This is a genomic window from Cellulomonas sp. HD19AZ1, from assembly GCF_004535805.1.
Lineage (GTDB): Bacteria > Actinomycetota > Actinomycetes > Actinomycetales > Cellulomonadaceae > Cellulomonas > Cellulomonas iranensis.
The window spans coordinates 508,534-530,774 of the sequence record NZ_SPHX01000002.1 but is presented as its reverse complement, the minus strand read 5'-3'; the positions used below and the strand labels follow the sequence as shown (position 1 = coordinate 530,774).

Sequence of the window (22,241 nt, the reverse complement as noted above, 5' to 3'; positions counted from 1 at the left end):
CGCTCCCTAGCGTCGAGACAGCGCCGACGCCCCGCACCCCGGCGCACCGCAGCGCCTCGCACGACCCACCCGCAGCAGCCCCGCCGGACCGTCCGGCCCACCGCAGGAGGCACCCGATGACCCAGCTCCAGCAGAGCGGCACGTTCCGCGGGTCCGACGTCGACGGGCTCGACCGCATCGTGCGGACCATGACCGACGCGGCCGAGTTCGCCGACGACGTCGTCACCGCGCTGCGCGTGCTCGCCGCGGCGCTCGAGGCGATGTCGTGGACCGGCTGGGCGGCCGCGTTCGCCCGCTACCTGCGCGCCGTGGTCATCCCGTGGGTCCAGACCGTCGCCAAGTACCTGCGCGGCTTCGCCCAGGTGCTCGCGCTGGTCTCGCAGACGCAGAAGGACACGAGCGCGGACACCCCGACCGTGCACATCCCCGACGCGCGGTTCACGCCCGTGCAGCTGCCGAAGGCCTCGACCGTGAACGCGCCCGTGCTCGCGGCGCCCGACCCGGCGGTGCGGCCCTCGCAGCCCGGCGGCGGTGCGGCCGGTGCCGGTGCGCAGGTCGTCGTGCCGGTGTCGATCGGCTCGATCACGGTGCACGTCAACGGCGCCGGCGGCGGGGGAGCGGGCGTCACGACGCCCACCGCACCCGTGGCCCGCACCGAGCCCGGCGGCGGTGCGACCGGTGCCGGCAGCACCGGTGTCTCCGCGGGCTCGATCGCGACCGGCATCGTCAAGGACCCGGGCGGCACGCTCGGCCAGGTCGTCGGCGGCGTCGTCGGCGGGGCCGTCGGCCACGCGGTCGGCGGCGGCACGTTCGGCGAGCGCATCGGTGCGGCCGTCGCCGACGAGGTCGCCGGGCGGATCTCCGGCGGCTCGGGCGGCGCGTCCGGCGGCGGCGCGCCGGTGCCCCCGGCCCCCGCCGCGATCGGCGGACCCGTCGAGGCGGGCGGGGCCACGGGCGGCGGCACGCCCGTCGACGCGGGTGCGGTGCCCGGCGACCCGCCGGTCTCGACCACGCCCGTCGGGCTCGGCGGCGCCGCGGGCGGTGCCCCTGCCGGCGGGGACGCGCGTGCCGTCGCGGCGGCGGGCCTGGCGGCGCTCGAGGACGGCGGCGGCACGCCCGTCGCGCTCGCGGCCGCACCGCTCGGCCTCGCCGCGCTGGGTGCCGCGGGCCTCGGGGCGCTGCGCGCCGACGGCGGCACGGCCGACGGCGAGCCGCAGGACGACGCCGCGGCGGGCGACCACGCCGGGCCCGGCACCCCCGTGGTGACCGAGCTGACGATCGACGGGACCGTGCGATGACCGCCACGACCGTCGAGCACCCCGGACCCCTGCTGCCCGGCGCGCCGCGCTTCCGCCTCGACCTGCCCGACGGCTGGCACGCCGCCCCCGCGCCGCGTGCGCTCGCGGTGGCCCGGCCCGCGGTCGACGTCCCCGGCTTCCAGCCGAACCTCACCGTCACGGCCGACCTCGTGCCCGCGGGCACGACCGCCGCGCAGGTGCTCGACGCGATGCTCGCGCAGTACCCGGGCACGCGGCAGCCGGTGCCGCCGGCCGACGCGAGCACCGGCGACGGCGCCGGCGACGGCGCACCCGACGGGACCGCACGTGCGGTGCTCGTGCGCGCGCACGGCACCGGCACCGTGCACCAGCGCGTCGACGTGCACGTCGACCCGACGCCCGTGCCCGGCGGCCACCGGCACGCCGTCACGGTCGTGTCGAGCTGGTCCGCCACGACCCCCACCGACCTGCGCGACGCGCTCGCCGCCGCGCACACCTCCGTCCGGCTCGGCGCCGCCGACCCGGCCCCGGCCTGACCGAGACCGGCAGAGCCACCCACCCGCCCAGGGCGCCAGGTCCGGGCACGCACCGAAGGAGAACGACCATGAGCAACGTCCTCGGCATGGACATCGCCGCCGCCCGTGACCTCGTGCGCGTCATGAACGTCGACGCCGACTCGATCACGCAGATCACGAGCCGCCTCACGCAGCAGCTGCAGTCGACGCCCTGGTACGGGCCCGACGCGCAGCGCTTCAACGCCGACTGGACCGGCCAGTACGTGCCGGCCCTGCAGCGGGTCGTCGAGGCGCTGCAGGCCAACGCCGCGGCGCTCGCGCAGCAGGCGGACGACCAGGAGACCGCGTCGTCCTGACCCCGCCGCCGGGGTGCCGCCGCCGTCCGGCGCGGCACCCCGGCGTCCGCGTCCCGCCGGACGTCACCCGGGACGTCACCACCCTCGCCCCCCGCCCTCGCCCCACGCCCACGCACCCACCGACGGGAGACCGCCCATGTGGCGACTGAGCGTCCAGCCGACCCGCGACAGCGGGCTGCGCGCGGTCGACGTCGAGGTCGTCGCGCGCGAGGGCGCGCGCGTCGCGGACCTCGCCCGTGCGCTCGCGGGGCACCTGGGTGCCGGCACGGGCGCGCTGCTCGCCCCGACCACCGACGGCACGCCGTGGCCGGCCGACCTGCCGCTCGCGCAGGCGCCGCTGCGCACGGGCGCGGTGCTGCCGGTCGCGTCGGTGCCGGCCGCGTGGCTCGACCGCCCGGGCGGCCGACGCGCCGTGCGGGCGCGCGTGCGGGTCGTCGCCGGCCCCGACGCGGGGCAGGAGGTCGCGGTCGCCTCCGACGCGTTCACGGTCGGCCGCGGGTCCGGCGCGACCGTGCGGCTGACCGACCCGCTCGTGTCGCGCGTGCACGCGCGCGTCCTCCTCGCCGGTGGCGTGGTCGTGAGCGACGAGGGCTCGGCGCACGGCACGCGCGTCGCGGGCCGCCCCGTGCAGCGCGCGCAGCCCGTGGGCTGGGGCGAGCGCGTCGAGGTCGGCCGCACCACGTTCGAGGTGCACCGCGGCGACGCGACCCCGCTGCCCGGCGAGACGGGCGTGCTGCGGCCGCCGCGGTTCGGCGCGCGGCTGGAGCCCGCCGAGCTCGAGGCGCCCGCGCCGCCCACCGCACCGCGCCGCGCGCCGCTGCCGTGGCCCATGATGCTCATGCCCGTGCTGCTGGGCGGTGCGATGTTCGCGATGAACCGCAGCCCGTTCTCGCTGGTCTTCATGCTCGGGTTCCCGCTCATGATGTCGGTGCAGCACGTCGTGCAGCGCCGCCAGCAGCGCACCGAGCACGACGCGCAGCTGCGCGCGTGGCGGCACGACGTCGACGACGTCGTCGCGCAGGTCGACGCCGCGGCCGCCGTGCAGCGCGAGCGCGCCGGCACCGACGAGCCCGACCTCGTGACCGTGCGCGAGCGGGTCGCCGCGCGGCACCCCGGCACGTGGGCGCGGCGCGTCGACGACCCCGACTTCCTGCACGTGCGGGCCGGCCTCGGCCCGCGCCCCGCGCTCGTGGCCGGGACGGTCGCGCGCGGCGGCGACCGCGTGCAGCGCGACCTCGCGGTCCGCGAGTTCCAGGAGCGCGCGACGATCCCCGCGCAGCCCGTGCCGCTGGTGCTCGGCGGCCACCGGCTCGCGGCCGTCACGTGCACCGACCGGGACCGCGCCGACGCGGCCGTGCGCGCGCTGCTCGTGCGGCTCGCGGCCGCGCACTCGCCGACCGACGTCGCGCTCGCGGCCGTGCTCGGGCCCGACGCGACGCACGTCGAGACGTGGCTGCGGTGGCTGCCGCACACCGCGCACCGCGTCGCAGGCCTGCCGCCCGTGGCGGTCGGCGCGGCCGACGGGGTCGTGCTGCTCGACGCGCTCGTCGCGGCCGACGGTGCGCGCGGGCACGTCGTCTGCGTGGTCGACGAGGACGCGGGCGTGCCGCGCCGCGCGGTCGAGGCCGTCGCGGGCGCCGCCGCCGAGCGCGACGTGCACCTGCTGTGGGTGGGCCGCGACGCGACGCGCGTGCCGTCCGCGACGGACGTGCTGCTCGACCTCGACGCGGGGCTCGTGCGCCGCCGCGACCGCGGCGGGGACGACGTCGTGGACGCGGTCGACGAGCTCGACCTCGCGGCCGCGTGGGAGACCGCGCGCACGCTCACGTCGTTCCGCGACGAGGCGGCCGTCGTGCCGCCCGACTCGGCGCTGCCCGACGCCGTGCGCCTGCCGGACCTGGGCTCCGACCTGCGCGACCCCGACGACGCGACCGCCGTGCTCGACCGCTGGGCGCAGTCCGCGGGCCTGCGCGCCCAGCTCGGGGCGGGCGCCGACGGCGTCGTCACGGTGGACCTGCGCGAGGACGGTCCGCACGGCCTCGTCGCGGGAACCACCGGCTCGGGCAAGTCCGAGCTGCTGCAGACCCTGCTCTGCTCGCTCGCCACCAACAACCCGCCGTCGCGCATCACGTTCCTGCTGGTCGACTACAAGGGCGGCGCGGCGTTCCGCGAGTGCGCCGACCTGCCGCACACGGTCGGCTACATCACCGACCTCACGCCCGCGCTCGTGCAGCGCGCCCTGGTGTCGCTGCGCGCCGAGCTCACGTGGCGCGAGCACCTGCTGGCCGAGCACGGCGCCAAGGACCTCGTCGCCCTCGAGAAGCTGCGCCCCGACGTCGCCCCGCCCAGCATGCTCATCTGCGTCGACGAGTTCGCCGCGCTGCTGGGCGAGGTGCCCGAGTTCGTCGACGGCGTCGTGGACGTCGCGCAGCGCGGGCGCTCGCTCGGCATGCACCTGCTGCTCGCGACGCAGCGCCCCGCGGGCGTCGTGACCCCGCAGATCAAGGCGAACACCGACCTGCGGATCGCGCTGCGCATGGCGTCGACCGACGACTCGACGGACGTCGTCGAGGCACCCGACGCCGCGACGCTCTCGCGGCGCACGCCGGGGCGCGCGTGGCTGCGGCGCACGGGCCACGGCACGCGCGAGCTCGTGCAGGTCGCGTGGGTCGGCGCGCACGAGCCCGCGCGCGACGAGGCCGCGACCGTCGCGGTCCGCGCGTTCACGGCGCGCTCCGACGCCGCGCCCGCGGCCGCGAGCGGTCGCGTCCGCGAGCGGTCCGACCTCGAGCGGCTCGTGCTCACCGTGGGGGAGGCGTTCGCCCGCTCGGGCCTGGCCGCCCCCAAGCGGCCGTGGCTGCCCGCGCTCCGCGACGAGGTGCTGCTCGCGGGCGGCGAGCCCGGGACGCTGCTGCTCGGCGCCGACGCGCGCGACGAGGCCGCCGTGCCCGGAGTGACGCCCGACGTCCACACCTGCACGCCCGGCCCGGGCGTCCTGCCCCTCGGCCTCGCCGACCTCCCCGACGAGCAGACGCAGCGCCCGCTGCTCGTCGACTACGCGCGCGCCGGCCACCTGCTCGTGCACGGCGCCTCGGGCAGCGGCAAGACCGAGCTGCTGCGCACCGTGGCCCTGGCCGCGACGCTCGCGCACGACCTCGCGCCCGCGCTCGTCTACGGCATCGACGCCGCGGGCGGCGGGCTCGCGGCGCTCGAGGTGCTGCCGTCCGTCGGGTCGGTCGTGGTCGAGCAGCAGCCCGAGCGCGTCACGCGGCTCGTGCGGATGCTGCACCGCACGCTCACCGAGCGCAACGCGCTGCTCGCGCGGCACGGCGCGGCCGACGTCGAGGCGCTCGCCGCCGCGGGCGTCGTGCTGCCGCGCGTGCACGTGCTGGTCGACAACCTGCCGCAGCTCGTCGAGCACCTCGAGGGCGGCGGCCCGCTGCGCCGCGGCCACGTCGACCAGCTCGTCGCCGTGCTGCAGGACGGCCGCCGCTGCGGCGTGCACGTCACCGCCACGACCCCGCGGCGCACCGGCCTGCCGTCGGCGCTCGCGGGCGCGTTCGGGCAGCGGCTCGTGCTGCGCATGACGTCGGTCGACGACTACCAGGTGCTCGGCGTGCCGCAGACCGTGCTCGACGACCGCACGCCGCCCGGCCGCGGCCTGCTGGGCCGCACCGAGGTCCAGGTCGCGACGGTCGGCGGTGCGGGCACGCCGCGCCAGGCCGCGCTGCTGCGCGACGTCGCCGCGCGCGAGGGTGCGCGGTACGCCGCCCAGCCGCCCGTCGCGGTGCCCGCCATGCCGACGCGCGTGCCGGTCGACCTCGTGCCCGCGCCGCAGCGCGACGACGTGTGCCTCGGCGTCGACGGCGACCTCGCGACGGGCGTCGTGCTGCCGCTGCTGCCGGCGCCGTTGCTCGTGCTGGGCCGCGGCGGGTCGGGGCGCACGTCGTTCCTGCTCGGCCTCGCGCAGGCCGTCGCGCGGGCCGCGCAGCCGCCGGCGGCCGTGCACCTGCTGGGCCCGCGGGCGCGCGACGCGGCGGGCGTCACGGCCGTCGCCGACCCCGCCGCGGCCGCCGCGCTGCTCGAGGAGCTGCTCGCGGACCCGACGCCGGCCGCCGCCGACGACGCCTGGCGCGTGCTGCTCGTGGACGACGTGCACGAGTGGGAGCGCGGCTGGGAGCGGGGCGGCGACGACCGGCGCCTCGTGGAGCTGCTGGCCCGCGCCGTCGAGGAGGGGCCCGCACGCCGCGTCGCCGTGGTCGTCGCGGCCGACGCCGACGAGGCCCGCGCGCGGCAGCACGTCGCGGGCGCGGTCGCGGCCGCCCGGCGCGCACGACGCGCCGTGCTGCTCGCCCCCGAGATGGCCGACGGCTCGCTCGTCGGCGCGACCGTCCCGATGCACACGCACGAGCCCGCGACGGGCGTCGGGCGCGGCCTGCTGGTCAGCGCCGGGGGCGTCCGGGTGGTCCAGGTACTATCGCCGACAGCCGACCGGGAGACCGTCCGTTGAACCGATCAGCCACCGCATCCGGCCTGATGAGGCGCCTGCTGGGCCGTCCGGGCGACCGCCAGCGCGGCTTCGCCGAGGCCGGCGTCGCCGTCACGGGCGCCGCGCTCGTGCTGGGCGCCGCGCTCGGCTCGGGCGTGGCCAGCACCGTGGTCACGATGTCGGACGGCGTGACGTGGCTGCCCGACGACCAGACCGGTCAGGTCGTGCAGATCAACCCCGGCACGGGCCGCGCCGAGCGTCGGCTGCAGGTCGCCGGCCCCGGCGCCGAGCTCGACATCAGCCAGCGCGACGGCGTGCTCGTGGTCGGCGACGGCCGCACCGGGAGCCTCACGAGCATCGACCTCGCGACGCTGCTCGCGAGCGGTCAGCGCACGAGCGGCGAGCCGGCCCGCGTGCTGGTCGGCGGCGGCCTGGTGTACCTCGTGACGCCCGGCAGCGGGGTCGTGCGCGCGGTGGACCCGCTGACGCTCAAGGACCTCGGCACGCCGCACCGCGTGGGCGGCGCGCTGGCCGACGCGGTCGTCGACGCGCGCGGCACGGTGTGGGTCGTGACGGCGGGCGGTGACCTGCAGCAGGTGACCTGGAAGCCCGCCGACGAGCGCTTCGACGTCGGCGAGCCGCGGCCCGTGCGGGGCGCGGGCTCCGGCACGCGCCTGCTGCCGCACGAGCGCGGCGTGACGCTGTTCGCGCCCGACGGCGGCGCCGTGCTGCAGGTCGGGGTCGGCCGGGACCTCGCGGTCGCGGTGCCCGACCTCGCGGGCGAGGTGCTCCCCGCGGACTCCTCGCCGACCGACCTCGCACCGGCGGGCGTGCCCGGCCGCTCGGCGGTCGTCATGCTCGCGGGGGACCGGATCCTCGACGTCGGCGTCGGCGCGCTCGGGTGCGAGCGCCCGGGACGCCCCGCGGTCTTCGCGGGCCTCGTGTACGTGCCCTGCACCGGCGCCGGACGCGTGGTCGTGCTGCGGCCCGACGGCACGCGCGCCCGCGCCGACGTCGTCGTGCCGGGCGGTCGCGACCCGCGCCTCCTGGTCGACGACGGGCGCCTCGTCGTGCACACCGAGGACGGCGCGCGCGCCGTGGTCGTCGAGGCCGACGGCAGCACGCGCGCGATCGACACCGGGCGCTCCGGCGCGCCCGTGCACGACCCGCGCGACACGGCGGCAGGCCCGTCGGCCGCCGTGCCGCCGCAGCGTCCGCAGCAGCCGACGCAGCCGCAGCGTCCCGACCAGGGCGCGCCGCCCCCGGGCGCCGACCCGGGCGTCCCGCCGGTCGGCGCGCCCGAGCCGCCGCCCGGTGCACCCGACGCACCGACGCCGGGCGGCACCCCGACGCTCCCGGTCGGGACGCCCACGGGTGCGCCGACGGGCGAGCCGACGGGGCGCCCGCCGGGCACCCCGACGCCGACCCCCACCCCGACCGGCACCGCGACCCCGACGCCCGACGCGCCGCCGGGGCGCCCGTCGGCGGTCGTCGCGACCCTGGGCACGCCCGACGCCGCGGGGCTCACCGACGTCACCGTGACGTGGCGTGCGGGCACGCCGCCCGCCGACGACCACGTGGTCCGCACGTCGGTCGCGGGCGTCGCGCCCGTCGAGGTCGGCGGCGGCGCCACCACGGCGACCGTGCGCGGCGTCGTGTGCGGCACGCGGGTCACGTTCTCGGTCGAGGCCGTCGCGGGTGCCGAGCGCTCGGCCGCGGCCACCAGCGCGGCCGTCACGACGCCCGCGTGCCCGCCGCAGGCGCCCGCCGCCCCGACGGGCGTCACGGCCGTCGCGGGCGGCGACGGGTCGGTCACGGTGTCGTGGACCGCGTCGCGCACCCCGGTCGACGCCTACCTCGTCGGCCCCGAGGGCGGGTCGACCACCACGACGTCGGGCGACGCGACCTCGCTCGTGCTGCGCGACCTGCCGCCCGGCGCCGGTGTGCGGTTCGTCGTGCAGGCGCAGCGCGAGGGCCTCACCGCCGCGTCGGCCCCGTCGAACGCGGTCACGGTCGCGGGCCCCCCGGGCGGCGTCGGCGGCCTCGCGGCCGCGCTCGCGGGCCGCGCGGGCGACGTGCTCACGGTCGACGTGTCCTGGGGGGCCCCCGCCGACAACGGCTCGCCGCTGAGCGGGTACGCGGTCGCGTGGTCGGGCGGCGGCACGGGCGGCTCGACCACGACCGCCGCGACGGGCGCGACCCTGAGCGTGCCCTGCGGCGGGCAGCCCCTGTGCACCGACGGCGGCACGCTCACCGTGACCGTCACGCCCGCCAACGGCGTCGGGGCCGGGCCCGCTGCGAGCACGGGCGTGAGCGTCCCCGCGCCGCCCCTGCCGCCGCCCGCCGACGGCGACTCGGTCGTCGCCTACGTCCACTACGGCACCCCCGGCCTGGGCGACCCCGACGTCCCGATGTCCGCGCAGCTCTCGCCCCCCGCGTCGTGGGCGGCGCACCAGGGCGGCTGCACGCTCGTCGTCAACGGAGCCGCCGCGGGCAGCGTGTCGTGCTCCGGGGGTGCGGTGCACCTCGGCAGCTTCTCCGGGGGCTCCGTGACCGTCGCCGTCCGGGCCGAGAACGTCGATGGCCGAACGGTCACGTCCGCCTCGGTGACCGAGCAGGTGCCGCCGCGCAACACGTGGGCGTACTGCAACCCGAACACCGGCATCTGCACCCAGCCGGTGAGCATCACGCCCGGCGACCCCGACGTGGTCGTCGTGCCGCTGCCGTGGACCCCGCGGCTTCCCGTGGGGCCCGAGCGGCCGCCGCTCGCCGCGGCCGGTGCGGGCCTCCTGCTCGCCGCAGGTGCGCTGCGCGCCGCACGCCTGCGCACCCGCCCCGCCGCGGCGGCCACGGACGACGCCGCACCGACCGCACCGCCGAGCCCGCACGCCCCGACCGAGGAGAGCCCCGCATGACCGACGCCGTCACCACCGTCGCCGACTTCCGGGTGCTGCACGGGCGCGTCGTCGACGCGGTCGAGCACGCCGTGCACGGCAAGCGGCCCGTCGTCGAGCTCGTGGTCGCCGCGCTGTTCTCGGGCGGGCACGTGCTGCTCGAGGACGTGCCCGGCACCGGCAAGACGACCCTCGCGCGCGCGGTCGCCGCGGCGCTCGGCGGCACGTCGCGCCGCATCCAGTTCACGCCCGACCTGCTGCCGGCCGACGTGACGGGCACGAGCGTGCTCGACCCCGCCACCGGCGAGGTGCGGTTCCGCCCCGGGCCGGTGTTCTCGCACGTGCTGCTGGCCGACGAGATCAACCGCGCCGCCGCCAAGACGCAGTCGGCCATGCTCGAGGTCATGGCCGAGCGCACCGTCACGGCCGACGGCACGACGCACACCGTGCCCGACCCGTTCCTCGTGGTCGCGACGCAGAACCCCGTCGACCTCGACGGCACGTACCGGCTGCCCGAGGCGCAGCTCGACCGGTTCCTGCTGCGCGTGAGCCTGGGCTACCCGGACCTCGAGCACGAGCTCGCGGTGCTGCGGCCCGGGTCGAGCGCGGGCGACGTCGCGAGCGTCCCGGTCGTCACGAGCCCCGACGAGGTCGCGCGCTTCGTGCGCGACCTGCGCGCCGTGCACGTGGCCGACCCCCTGCTGCGCTACGTGCGCGCGCTCGGCGAGGCGACGCGCGAGGACGCACGCACACGCCTGGGCGCGAGCACGCGCGCGCTGCGTGCGCTCGTCGGCGCGGGCCAGGTGCAGGCGGCCGCGCAGGGGCGGCACTACGTCGTCCCGAGCGACGTGCAGCGCGTCGCGCACGCCGTGCTCGAGCACCGTCTCGTGCTCACGCGCGAGGCGCTGCTCGAGGGCACGACCGCCGCCGACGTCGTGGCCGCGGCGGTCGAGGCCGTCGAGGTGCCGCGGCCCGCGGCCGTCTGAGGCGCGGCACGTGTCCCGCGGTCTGCGTCCCACGGCGCGCGGCACGGTGCTGACCGTGCTCGGCGTCGCGGCGCTCGTGCTCGGCCTGCTCGCGCGCTACCCGGGGCTCGTCGCGCTCGGCGTCGCGGCGCTCGGGCTGGTGCTCGCCGCGCTCGTCGGGCTCGCGCTGCCGACGCCGCTCGACGTCACGCACCGCGTCGAGCCCGCGCGCACGCCGCGGCTCGCCCCGGCGGCCGCGCACGTCGCGCTGCGCAACGCCTCGCCGTGGCTCCCGCTCGAGGTCGCGGGCACCGACCACGTCGCGGGCCGCGCGCTGCCGCTCGCACCCGTGCGCCTCGCGCCGCGCGGCACGGGGGAGGTCGAGGTGCCCGTGCCGACGGACCGCCGCGGGCTCGTCCCGGTCGGGCCGTTCGTGCTCGAGCGCCGCGGGCTGGCCGACCTCGCCCGTGCGCGCGAGCGCCGCGGCGGCTCGTCGACGCTGCAGGTCGTGCCGCGGCTCCTCGCCGCGTCCGCGCCGCCGCCCGGGCGCCGCCGCGGGCACGTCGGCACCCAGGAGCGCGTCGAGCACGGGGGCACCGACCTCGTGGGGCTGCGCGAGTACGTCCCCGGCGACGACCTGCGCCGCCTGCACTGGGCGAGCACCGCGCGCGTCGGCACCCCGATGGTCCGCGAGGACGCCGACCCTGCGCAGCCGCACCTCACGGTGCTGCTCGACGACCGCGCCGCCGCGTACGGCGACGACGCCGCGGGCGACGGCTTCGAGGAGGCCGTGGACGTCGCGGCGTCGCTCGTGCAGGCGTGCGCGGCCGACGGCGTCCCGGTGCGCTGCGTGACGCTCACCGGCCGGCTCGACGTCGAGGCGCCCGCGGGCGTGCCCGGCTCGGGCGAGCCGCTGCGCGCGGCGGCGCACGCCGCGGACCGGCTCACGGTCGTCGCGCCGGGCGGCCCGCGGGAGGCGTCGCTCGACGCAGCGGTCGCCGTGCCGCCGGGCGGCGGGGCGGTCGTGGACGTGCTCGCCGTGGTCACGGGCCACCGCGCGCCGCTGCCCGCGCTCCTGCTCGCCGGGCGCGGTGCGGCGACCTGCCTGCTGCTCGTCGTCGACCCCGTTCCCGAGCGCGTGCTCGGCGCGTCGGGCGCCGCGACCGTCGTGCGCGGGCCGCGCGCCGAGGACCTGCTGCGCGGCTGGGACCTGGCGGTGGCGCGGTGAGCGCGCGCGGTGCGGGCCTCGCGGTGACCGCGTGGGCGTGCGCGCTGCTGCTGCTCGCGTGCGTGCCGACGGCCGCCGCGTTCACGTCACCCGTGGTCCTCGCGCCGCTCGCGGGCGCCGTGCTCGTCCCGTTCGGGCTCGTCGCGCTCGCGCGGCGCCTGCGCGTGCCCGCGTGGGCGACGGGCACGGCGGTCGTCGCGCTCGTGCTGGTCGTCGCGGCCTCCGTCGCGCGGGTCGGCGCGGTGCCGCTGCCGGACGGCACGGACGACGCGTGGCGCTCGACGGGTGCCGCCGCCGCGCTCGCACCCGTCGCCGACGCGGTCGCGCGGCTCCTCACGGCACCGCGCCCCGCCGCACCGCTGCTCGCGCTGCCGCTGGTCGTGCTCGCGGCGCTCGTCGCGCTGGGCGTCGCGCTCGCGCTCGGACGTCGCGCACCGGCACGCGTCGCGCCGCTGGTCGGGGCGAGCGTCCTCTACGCCGCCGCGCTGCTGCTCACGGCCGGCGCGGCGGACCGCGGCGTCGTCGCGGTCGCGCTCGTCGCGGTCGCGGCCGCGGGGTGGGTGCTGCTCGGGGGCGACGCGGTCGCGCGCGAGCGCGAGGCGCCCCGGCTCGGGCACGCGGCGCGCGGCCCCCGCACGCGGTGGCGCGCCGGTGGCGTCGCCGGGCTCGTCGTCGTCGCGCTCGTCGCGGCCGTCGGCGTCGCGAGCGCGGGCGCGGTCACGGGGCGCGCGTTCGAGCCGCGCGAGCACGTCGCGCCGCCGCGCGTCCCCGCGCCGGCCGTGCACCCGCTCGCCGAGCTGTCCCGCTGGCAGACCGACGCCGACGCGACGGTGCTGCGCGTCGCGGGCACGCACCCGGGCTACCTCACGTGGGTCGCGCTGCCGGACTTCGACGGCACGGGGTGGTCGGCCGACCTCGACCTGCGCGCGGTCGGGACGGTCGTCGAGCCCTCGCTCGCACCGGGCCGCGCGCGGTCGGCGGTCGACGTCGAGGTCGAGCTCGCGGCGCTCGCCGGGCCGTCGGGGTCGCCCGGCCCGTGGTTGCCGTCGGCCGGCGACGTGGTCGCGACGACGGCGCCGCGCGCGCTCGTCGACGCCGACACGGGCGTCCTCGCGGTGCCGCCCACGCCCGACGGGCGCCTGCCCGCGGGGCTGACGTACCGCGTGCGCGGCGAGGTCGACGCGCCCGACGCGGCCCGGGCGGCCGGCGCGGGCGTGCCCGGCGGTGCCGAGGTCGAGCGCTACCTGCGCCTCGACCGCGTGCCGCCGGACCTGCGCCGCTACGCGCAGGACGTCGTCGCCGGCGCGCACTCGCGGCTCGACCAGGCCACGCTGCTCGCCGACACCGTGCGGGCCGACCGCGAGCTCGCGGTCGACGCCGTCAGCGGCTCGTCGTACGCGCGCCTGCGCGAGTTCCTGTTCGCCGACCGCGCCGACGGCGGCCAGGTCGGCACGAGCGAGCAGTTCGCGGGCGCGTTCGCGGTTCTCGCGCGCGCCGTCGGGCTGCCGTCGCGCGTCGTGCTGGGGTTCGCGGTGCCGGGCGGCGCCGCGCAGGACGACGCCGCACCGCGCGACGTGCGCGGCGCGGACGTGCGGGCGTGGGCCGAGGTGTACCTCGCGGGCACGGGCTGGGTGCGCTTCGACCCGTCGCCCGACGCGGCGACGGCCACGGGCGTCGCACCGGACGCGCGCCAGCAGGACGCGGGGACCCCCGTCGAGGACGACGTGCCCGTCGACGCGCCGCAGGACGCGCCGGCACCCGACCCGGACGCCGACGTGCCGCCGCGCGACGCCGCCGGGGGCGCGGCCCTCGGTGTCGTGGCGCTCGCGCTCGTCGTGGTGCTCGGTGCGGCCGGGGCCGGCACCGCGGCCGCGCTGGCCGCGCTGCGGGTCGTAAGGCGACGCCGCCTGCGCGCCGCGGGCGCCGTCGGGGCGTGGCAGCACGCGGCCGAGGCGCTCGCGCTGCGCGACGGCCCCCCGCCCGGGGCGGCGACGTCACCCCGGCTCGCGGAGCGGATGGCCGCGCTCACGGGTGTCGACGCGTCCGGGCTCGCGCGGCGCGCGGAGGCCGCCGCGTTCGGCCCCGGCGCCGCGACGGACGACGCGGCGGCGTGGCAGCAGGCCCGCGAGGTCGAGCGGCTGCTGCGCCGGGGCGCGCGTCCCGCCCGGCGGCTCACGTGGTGGCTCGCCCCGCCGCCGCGCGCGCCCCGGTCGCGCGTCAGCAGCGGAACCGGGCGACCTGCGCGCTGAGCGCCTGCGCGAGGGTCGCGAGCCCGTCGATGCGCTCGCGGGCCTGCGCGATGCCGCCCGCGACCTCCTGCGTCGCGTCCGCGACGTCGGCCACGTGCGCCGCGATCGCCTCGGAGCCCGCGGCGGCCTCGGTGATGTTGCGACCCGACTCGTTGGTCGTCGCGGTCTGCTCCTCGACGGCCGACGCGATCGTCATCTGGTAGTCGTTGATCGAGCCGACGATCTGCGCGATCTCCCGGATCGCGTCGGCCGCGCCGCGCGAGTCGGACTGGATCGCCTCGATGCGCCGGGAGATCTCGTCGGTCGCGCGCGACGTCTGCTGCGCGAGCTCCTTCACCTCGCCGGCCACGACCGAGAAGCCGCGGCCCGCCTCGCCCGCACGTGCCGCCTCGATGGTCGCGTTGAGCGCGAGCAGGTTCGTCTGGTCGGCGATCGCCGTGATGAGCCGCACCACGTTGCCGATCTCCTCGCTGGACTCGGCGAGGCTCACGACCGTGGTGTCGGTGCGGCCCGCGGCGTCGACCGCGGTCGCGGCGACCTGCGCGGCCTGCGTCGCGTTGCGCGAGATCTCGCGGATCGACGTCTCCATCTCGTGCGAGCCCGACGCGACCGTGAGGACGTTCGTCGAGACGCCGGCGGCCGCGGTCGTGACCTCGCCGGCCTGCCGCGAGGCACGGTCCGAGGCCGCCGCGACCGCGGTCGACACCTGCGTGAGCTCCTCGCTCGCGCTCGTGAGCGCGGCGGTCGTCGTGGTGATGTCGCGCACGAGCGCGGCGACCCGCTCGGCGGCCTCGTTGAGGGCGCGCGCCATCTGCCCGGCCTCGTCCTGCGAGTCCGCGGGCACGCGCACCGTCAGGTCGCCCTCGGCGAGGCGCTGCAGCGCGCCGCGCACGGCGTGCAGGCGGCGGATGATGCCGCCCGAGACGAACCAGGCCAGCGTGCCGCCCGCGACGAGCGCGACGAGCGCGGTCGCGATCGTCAGCCAGCGGCTGCGGGTCTCGGTCGCGAGGACCTGCGCGTCGAGGTCGTCCACCTGGGCCTGCACGGCCGCGCGCAGGTCGTCGAGCGCGCCCGCGACCACGAAGTACGCGTCCCACCGCTCGCCCTGCCAGGTCGCGTCGCCCTCGTCGAGACGGCCGTCGCGCCACGCCGCGAAGATCTTCTGGTCGGCGTCGACGTAGCCCTGCCACGCCGCGTCGATGGCCGCGAGCGCGTCGCGGCCGTCGGCGTCGAGCGTCGCGGGGTCGAGGTCGACGACGTTGTCGCGGAACTCGGAGATGCCCTGCGTGTAGCCGGCCATGGTGTCGCCGCCGGTCGCGGCGGCGACGTCCCCGCCGTCGACGCGCGACGACCACGCCATGATCGCGAGGTAGTCGGCGGCCCAGAGCATGCCGTACCGGCCGGCCTCGACCCGCGCCTGCACGGCGACCGCGTCGTCCGCGCGGTCGCGCAGCGCCGCGACGCGGGCGGCGCCCTGCAGCGACGTCGTCGCGACGACGACGAGGCCCAGCATGAGCACGGCCGCGATCGTGAAGACGCGCGTGCGCACGCTGCGGTCGTCGAAGCGGAGACGTCGAGGGCGGGACGTGCTCATGGGGTGCCTCCGGGGGCGTGGGACGCGAGGTGCGTCTCACCCATCGGCGCCGCCCGCGGCGTCTGAGGGACACGGACGGGTGAACGTGGCCGACCGGGGACCTCCGCCCCTACCGGTCCACGCAGGCCTCGTCGGAGATGCCCCGGCGCTGCGTGTCCTCGGTGAGGATCGCGACCACGCGCAGGCACACGCGCGGCGACTGCGGGTCGACGCCCTCGACCGTGTACGTGGTCGCGCCCGCGGGCAGCGACACCAGCGCGCGCGGCGGGTCGTCGAGCGGGTCGACGACGACGAACGTCGCCCCGCCGCCCGTCGGGTCGCCCCAGCTCAGCTCGACGCTCGTGCCGCGGTCCACGGCCACGAGGTCGGTGGGGGTGACCCCCGGGTCGGACACCTCGGGCTGCAGCGGGCCGGTCGGCGACGGCACGGGGTCCTCGCGGACCGGCACCTCGGCGGCCGTCGGCGTGGGCGAGGGCGTCGGCTGCGCGGTCCCGGGCGCCTGCCGCGCCGACGCCCAGGTGGTCACGCCCACGCCGACCGCGCTGCCCAGCAGGATCGCGCCGCCCACGAACGCCGCGACGCGCACCCAGCCGCCGCGTCCGCCGCCGGCCGTCGCGTCGGGGGCGTCGGCCGTGCGTGGCGGCAGCCCCGGGGGAGCCGGGTGCAGCCCCGTGGCCTCGTCGTCGGCGCCCACGGCCGCCGGGACCGGGGCGTGCAGCAGCGAGAGCGCCGACGGGGCGAGCGCCCGGTCGTCCTCGGGCTGGACGGGCGGCAGCTCCAGCGGGGGGAGGGCGCCTCCCCGGGCGGCCACGGGTGCGGCGGCGGGCGCGGCGTCCGACGTGGCGGGCGTCCCGGTGCCGGGCGCGGGGTCGACGGCGGGGGCAGCGGCCGCCCCCGCTGGCGTGGCAGCCTCGGCGGCCGCGCGCCGCGCGGCGTCCGTCGGCGACGGCGCGGGCGTGGCCGGCGCGCCGCCCGGCGACCAGGACCGGGTCTCGGTCGGCAGCGCGAGCAGCGCGGCGTGCACGTCCGCGGCGGACGCGAACCGGTCCTCGCGCGCCGGGGCGAGGCACCGGTCGACGACCGCGAGCAGCGCGGCGGGCACGTCGTCGCGCCGCACCGGACGCCGCTCGCCCGTGCGCACGCGCCGCAGGTAGCCCAGCGCGGTGTCGTCGTCCGGGTCGGGCGCGGCGAACGGCGCGCGCCCGTCGAGCAGGGTCGAGAGCGTCGAGCCGAGCGACCACACGTCGTCGGCGGCCGTGGGCTCCAGCCCGTCGAGCACCTGCGGCGACGCGTGCCGGTAGCTGAAGCGTTCGAGCGACGCGGTGTGCCCCGCGTCCGCCATGCGCGCGATGCCGAAGTCCGTCAGGACGTACGACGTGGGCAGCAGCAGCACGTTCTGCGGCTTGACGTCGCGGTGCAGCACGCCGTGCGCGTGCGCGAACGCGAGCGCGTCGGCCACCGCGGTGCCCGCGGCCACGACCTCCGCGACGGGCAGCGGGCCGTGGCTGCGCAGGCGGTCGTGCAGCGAGCCGAGGTCGTGGAAGTCCATGACGAGGCACGGGTGGCCCTGCGCGGTGGTCCCGGTGTCGAGCACGGTCACGACGTGCGGGTGCTGGCGCCCCAGCCGCACGGTGATCTCGAGCTCGCGCGCGAACCGCGCACGCGTGGCGGGGTCGGTCTCGAGCAGGACCTTGATCGCGACGTCGCGGTGCAGCGCGGGCTGGTGCGCGCGGTAGACGACCGAGTCGCCGCCGCGGGCGACCTCGCGCAGGTCGGTGTACCCGGGCAGCCCGAGGTCGACGTCGACCCGGGTCGTGCGCGTCGGCGTGGGCGCCCACAGCTCGTCGTCGTCCATCGCTCCTCGTCCCCGCCCCGCGCCGGTGCCCGGCGTCCCCCGCGACCGAGACTAGCGGCGGCCGTCGAGCGTGCCGTCGGCCGGACCGGTGAGGCCGTCCCACAGCGCACGGGCGCGCAGGCCGACCTCCTCGGCACCCGTGACGATCAGCGCACCGGGCGTGTTGAGCATGCCCCACGCGCCGCCGAGGTCGAACGCGGCGTCCATGCGGTCGGTGAACCGCGCGTGGAAGTCGGTGCCCTGCATCGCGTCGTTCGCGGCCGTGCCCACGGCGGTGCCGACCTGCCACGACGCGCCGAGGGCGGCGCTGCCCAGGCCCCAGCCGGGCACGAACGACCCCGCGCCCAGCACCGCGGACACCGCGTTGTCGACCGTGCCGTGCAGGTCGCCCGCGCCGTGCGCGCGGTACGCGCCGTACGCGTCCGACGCGACGCCCAGCGCCGCGGCGCCCTGCAGCACGCCGCCGACCGCGGGGCCGATGTGCGCGTCCTGCATGATCCCGACCGCCTGGTCGAGCACGCGGTACGACGAGCCGAGCGTGACGTTGTCCCAGCGGCCGAGCGCCGCCGCGACGGCCGCCGCGTCCGCCGCCGTCGTGACGGTGCCGAGCCGGCCGAGCGCGTCGGACACGACGTCGTGCGCGCGGTCGACCTGCGCGCGGACGTCCGCCCACGACGTGCCTGCGCCCGTCGCCGTGCCCGTGCCGGCGGGCGCAGGGGCGGGCACGGCCGCGCCCGGGCCGCTGCCCGGCGTCGGGGCCGCGCCGCCCGGGCCCTCGGTCGCGCCGCCCGGGACCCCGGTCGCGGCGCTCGCGGACTCCTGCGCGTCGGCCTCGTCGAGCAGCCGCAGCGCGGCCTCGCCGAGCGCGTGCGCGGTGCGCAGCAGCGCGGGCACCTGCTCGGTCTGCCACGCGGTCCGGGCGCGGTCGGCGTCGCGGCCGGCCCACGTGAGGGCGTCGAGCCCGCGGCCGGTGCGCTGCGCGCACGTCACGAGCGTCTGCGCGGCGTCGTGCAGCGCGACGGCCTGCGTGCGCAGCGCGGCGACGTCGGCACCGTGGAACGCGTCGGTCATGGTGGGCCCCCTGGCTCGGCTCGGGTCTGGCAGCAGCCTCGCCGACGGGGCGCGTCGCGGGCGAGCCCCGGCGGGGTGGAACGTTCCGGGACGCACGACGACGCCGGGCCCGGGACGTGCCCGGACCCGGCGTCGTGGGGTGGGTCGGCGCGGGGTGGGTCAGCGCGGGGCGACGACCTCGGGCTCCGCGATTGCGCCCGTCGTGACAGCGACGGGGGCGCCGGCACCGGCGAGCCGGTAGCCGGGGATGTTCTCGACCACGCGGCGGTACGCCGGCAGGTCGGTCCACAGCTCGTCGCGCAGCGGGTTGAGGCGGCGCGTCAGCAGGCGGCGGGCCTGGTAGACGACGACCGCGACGTTGGCCGCGAGCGACAGCGCCGACACCGTGAAGAGCGCGGCGGGGGAGTGCGACGACTGCACCGAGAACTGCGAGTCGGTGACGAACGCCGGGACGGCCATCGTGAACATCATCCAGAACGCGAGCGTGTGCGCGCGGTGCTGGAGCCACGCGCCGCGGCGCAGCCAGAACGCGGGGATCGTGCACGAGAGCAGCAGCGCCGCGCCGGCGTAGAAGGCGTGGTCGCCGACGCAGTTGTAGACGTAGGCGAAGTTCCACAGGTCGTACGCGACGATCCAGAACCAGAGCATGTCCGGCCAGATCATGTCCTTGGTCTTGTCGCGGCTGACGTAGATGCCGACCCAGCCGCAGATCGTCACGATGTTGAGGATGCCGGCGACGCCGTTCATGACGTTCCACGGGCCGGGCACCATCATGACGCCGTCGACGACGCCCTCCTGCATGCCCGAGACCTGGAAGTCACGGATGACGGCCTCGAGGATGTTGATCGACAGGATCGCGGGCGGGAACAGCAGCATCCACCTGTTCGCGGCCAGGCGCGGCACGTACCGGATGAGCATGAAGCCCAGGCAGCCGGCGAGCGCCGAGTACACCTTGACCCAGTGGAACCACGACCCGGTCGACGACCCCGCGCCCGCGGTGTGCGGCCACACGAAGACCGTGAGGACCAGGGGCAGCGCGACGAACAGCGCGAGCCCGGCCACCTTGCCGCGTCGCGAGATCTCGTTGAGGCCGATGAGGCCCGCGAGGACCACGACGAACATCAGTGCCTGGAGCGGCGTGATGCTCTCGAACAGGAACATGTCTCTCCTTCGACGTGCGCCCTGACCGCTAGGACGCGGCAGGGTCGTTGGGTGCCAGTCGCAACGTCTGGCGCACGAGCGTGGCGAGCACGTCGTCAGGCGTGTCGGGCTGGGATCGGACCAGTGCGATGAGGCCGTGCACAAGCACCACGAACGTGGCGCGCACGTGCGCGATCTCGATCGTGTGCCGGGCCGCGTAGGCGGGGATCGTCGTGACCTCGAGGGTGTCGACGAGCGCCTCGACCGCCCGGTCGAGGAACTGCACCGAGAGTGCGGCGTCGTCGAACCGCGGCAGGGGCGTCGCGGTGCGGGGGCTGCTGCCGTCGCCCCGGCGGCGGGTCGGGACGTGGCGGCGGAACAGCGCGACGCACTCGACGACCGCGCCGTCGACGTCGCCGGGGCGCCGGGCCGCGTCCCACGCGCGCAGGTCGGCGACGAAGTCGTCGATGCAGGCGTCGATGACGAGGCCGACGAGCGTCTCCATGTCGCCGACGTAGTGGTAGACGAGCCCGCGGGTGACGCCGACGCGGTCGGCGACGTGCTGGAACGTCGTGCTGCGGACGCCCTGATCGGCGAACAGCTCACGTGCGGCGCGGACGATCTCGTCGCGTCGGACGTCGGGGGCCTTGACGACCCGTCGCTGCTCGGTGCTCATGAGGAGGACGCTATTGACGATGTGTCAACGCGGCGGGGGACCGAGGTCCCGGGATCGCCCGGACGGCCCAGCGCGGCGCCGGGGTGCCCCGGGCGCCGCGGCGGACGACGTGCGTCGCGCGCGGCGCCGTGCGAGCGTCGGACCGTCCCCACGACGCCTCGGGCGAGGAGCTGCCGCGCATGACCTTCACCGTCGACGACGCCCCCTGGTGGACCGGTGCGGTCGTCTACCAGATCTACCCGCGGTCCTTCCAGGACTCCGACGGCGACGGGGTCGGCGACCTGCGGGGCGTGCTGCGGCGCGTCGACCACCTCGCCGAGCTCGGCGTCGACGTCGTGTGGTTCTCGCCGCTGTACCGCAGCCCGCAGGACGACAACGGGTACGACATCAGCGACTACCAGGACGTCGACCCGCTGTTCGGCACGCTCGACGACCTCGACGAGGTGGTCGCGGCGCTGCACGCGCGCGGCATCAAGGTCGTCATGGACCTCGTGGTCAACCACACGAGCGACGAGCACCCGTGGTTCGTCGAGTCGCGCGCGTCGGTCGACTCGCCGAAGCGCGACTGGTACTGGTGGCGGCCGGCCCGCGACGGCATGGAACCGGGCACCCCCGGCGCCGAGCCGACCAACTGGGCGTCGTTCTTCTCCGGGCCCGCGTGGGAGCTCGACGAGGCGACGGGCGAGTACTACCTGCACCTGTTCAGCCGCAAGCAGCCCGACCTCAACTGGGAGAACCCCGAGGTCCGCGAGGCGGTCTACGCGATGATGCGCTGGTGGCTCGACCGCGGGGTCGACGGCTTCCGCATGGACGTCATCAACCTGGTATCCAAGGTCGTGGACGCCGACGGCGGCCTCGCGGACGGCCCGGTGACCCACGGTGCGCTGGGGGACGGCACGGCGCAGTACACGAACGGCCCGCGCCTGCACGAGTACCTGCAGGAGATGCACCGCGAGGTGTTCGAGGGGCGCCGCGACGGCCTGCTGCTGGTGGGCGAGACGCCCGGTGCGACGGTCGACGACGCGGTGCTGCTCACCGACCCCGCGCGGCGCGAGCTCGACATGGTGTTCACGTTCGAGCACGTCGGCCTCGACCACGGACCGGGCGGCAAGTTCGACCCCGTGCCGCTCGACCTGCGCGACCTCAAGGCCGTGCTGGGGCGGTGGCAGGCCGGCCTGGCCGAGCGCGGGTGGAACTCGCTCTACTGGGACAACCACGACCAGCCGCGCGTCGTGTCGCGGTTCGGCGACGACGGCGCGCACCGCCGCGACTCGGCGACCATGCTCGCGACCGTGCTGCACCTGCACCGCGGGACGCCGTACGTCTACCAGGGCGAGGAGCTCGGCATGACGAACGCGCACCTGACGTCGTTCGACGAGTACCGCGACATCGAGTCGGTGCGGTGGGCCGCCGAGCAGCGCGCGCTCGGGCACGTGCCCGACGAGCGGCTGCTGGCGGGGCTCGCGGCCATGAGCCGCGACAACGCCCGCACGCCCGTGCAGTGGGACGCGACCGCGCACGCGGGCTTCACGACCGGCACGCCGTGGCTGCCCGTGAACCCGAACCACGTCGAGGTCAACGCCGAGGCCGAGCGCGCCGACCCGCGCTCGGTCTTCCACCACTACCGGCGGCTGGTCGCGCTGCGCCACGAGGACCCCGTGGTGCGTTTGGGCGACTTCACGATGCTGCTGCCGGACGACCCGCACGTCTACGCGTTCGAGCGCTCGCTCGACGGTTCGCGGCTGCTCGTCGTGGGCAACTTCACCGGGGACGAGCGCACGGTCGAGCTGGGGGAGGGGTGGCACGACGCGTCGCTCGTGCTGGGCAACCTCGCCGAGCCCTCGGCGGTGGTCGCGGGGCGCGTCACGCTGCGCCCCTGGGAGGCCTGGGTGCGCCGCGCCGCGTAGGGCGGTGCGAGCCGCAGGGCGGACG

At 78.0% G+C, this 22,241-nt stretch carries 14 protein-coding genes; 9 read left to right on the top strand and 5 right to left on the bottom strand.

Annotation, left to right across the window (positions count from 1 at the left end; all coding sequences use genetic code 11):
• Positions 1-116: 116 nt before the first annotated feature.
• The 8 genes from E4A51_RS05935 to E4A51_RS05900 all read left to right on the top strand — a co-directional run bounded on the left by E4A51_RS05935 (position 117) and on the right by E4A51_RS05900 (position 13,973).
• Positions 117-1,298 carry a hypothetical protein gene (locus tag E4A51_RS05935; RefSeq protein ID WP_134851131.1) on the top strand — a complete coding sequence of 394 codons (1,182 nt, stop codon included), beginning with the start codon at positions 117-119 and terminating at the stop codon, positions 1,296-1,298.
• Positions 1,295-1,813 (top strand): hypothetical protein, encoded by a 519-nt coding sequence (locus E4A51_RS05930; RefSeq protein ID WP_134851130.1) that lies wholly within the window; start codon positions 1,295-1,297, stop codon positions 1,811-1,813. Before E4A51_RS05935 ends, E4A51_RS05930 begins: the two co-directional genes overlap by 4 nt.
• Before the next feature lie 68 nt (positions 1,814-1,881).
• Positions 1,882-2,148 (top strand): hypothetical protein, encoded by a 267-nt coding sequence (locus E4A51_RS05925; RefSeq protein WP_046527857.1) that lies wholly within the window; start codon positions 1,882-1,884, stop codon positions 2,146-2,148.
• Positions 2,149-2,284: 136 nt separating this feature from the next.
• Entirely contained in the window at positions 2,285-6,658 is a 4,374-nt protein-coding gene (locus tag E4A51_RS05920; protein ID WP_134851129.1) for an FtsK/SpoIIIE domain-containing protein, read from the top strand.
• A 26-nt stretch (positions 6,659-6,684) separates the two neighbouring features.
• Positions 6,685-9,552, top strand: coding sequence for a fibronectin type III domain-containing protein (locus tag E4A51_RS05915; RefSeq protein WP_134851128.1), 2,868 nt, complete (start codon positions 6,685-6,687; stop codon positions 9,550-9,552).
• On the top strand, positions 9,549-10,517 hold the full coding sequence (locus tag E4A51_RS05910) for a MoxR family ATPase (protein ID WP_070320881.1): 969 nt from the start codon (positions 9,549-9,551) through the stop codon (positions 10,515-10,517). The genes E4A51_RS05915 and E4A51_RS05910 overlap by 4 nt, the downstream gene beginning before the upstream one ends.
• Before the next feature lie 10 nt (positions 10,518-10,527).
• A complete protein-coding gene (locus E4A51_RS05905) occupies positions 10,528-11,724 on the top strand; it encodes a DUF58 domain-containing protein (protein WP_134851127.1) in 1,197 nt (398 codons plus the stop codon).
• Positions 11,721-13,973 (top strand): transglutaminase-like domain-containing protein, encoded by a 2,253-nt coding sequence (locus E4A51_RS05900; RefSeq protein WP_134851126.1) that lies wholly within the window; start codon positions 11,721-11,723, stop codon positions 13,971-13,973. Before E4A51_RS05905 ends, E4A51_RS05900 begins: the two co-directional genes overlap by 4 nt.
• Here E4A51_RS05900 and E4A51_RS05895 read toward each other — a convergent pair.
• The 5 genes from E4A51_RS05895 to E4A51_RS05875 all read right to left on the bottom strand — a co-directional run bounded on the left by E4A51_RS05895 (position 13,942) and on the right by E4A51_RS05875 (position 20,309).
• Entirely contained in the window at positions 13,942-15,567 is a 1,626-nt protein-coding gene (locus tag E4A51_RS05895) for a methyl-accepting chemotaxis protein (protein ID WP_134851125.1), read from the bottom strand. The genes E4A51_RS05900 and E4A51_RS05895 overlap by 32 nt on opposite strands.
• 109 nt (positions 15,568-15,676) lie before the next feature.
• Positions 15,677-17,422, bottom strand: a complete 1,746-nt coding sequence (locus E4A51_RS05890) for a serine/threonine-protein kinase (protein WP_134851124.1) — start codon at positions 17,420-17,422, stop codon at positions 15,677-15,679.
• A gap of 51 nt (positions 17,423-17,473) precedes the next feature.
• Entirely contained in the window at positions 17,474-18,493 is a 1,020-nt protein-coding gene (locus tag E4A51_RS05885; protein WP_134851123.1) for a hypothetical protein, read from the bottom strand.
• A gap of 159 nt (positions 18,494-18,652) precedes the next feature.
• The gene (locus tag E4A51_RS05880) at positions 18,653-19,654 is read right to left on the bottom strand and encodes a DUF5692 family protein (RefSeq protein ID WP_240696394.1); all 1,002 of its coding nucleotides are present in this window, start codon (positions 19,652-19,654) and stop codon (positions 18,653-18,655) included.
• Between the two features lie 28 nt (positions 19,655-19,682).
• Positions 19,683-20,309, bottom strand: a complete 627-nt coding sequence (locus tag E4A51_RS05875) for a TetR/AcrR family transcriptional regulator (RefSeq protein ID WP_070319268.1) — start codon at positions 20,307-20,309, stop codon at positions 19,683-19,685.
• A 179-nt stretch (positions 20,310-20,488) separates the two neighbouring features.
• On the opposite strand from E4A51_RS05875, the gene E4A51_RS05870 reads away from it, so the two are divergent.
• Positions 20,489-22,216 (top strand): alpha-glucosidase, encoded by a 1,728-nt coding sequence (locus E4A51_RS05870; protein ID WP_070319275.1) that lies wholly within the window; start codon positions 20,489-20,491, stop codon positions 22,214-22,216.
• The last annotated feature ends 25 nt before the right edge of the window (positions 22,217-22,241 follow it).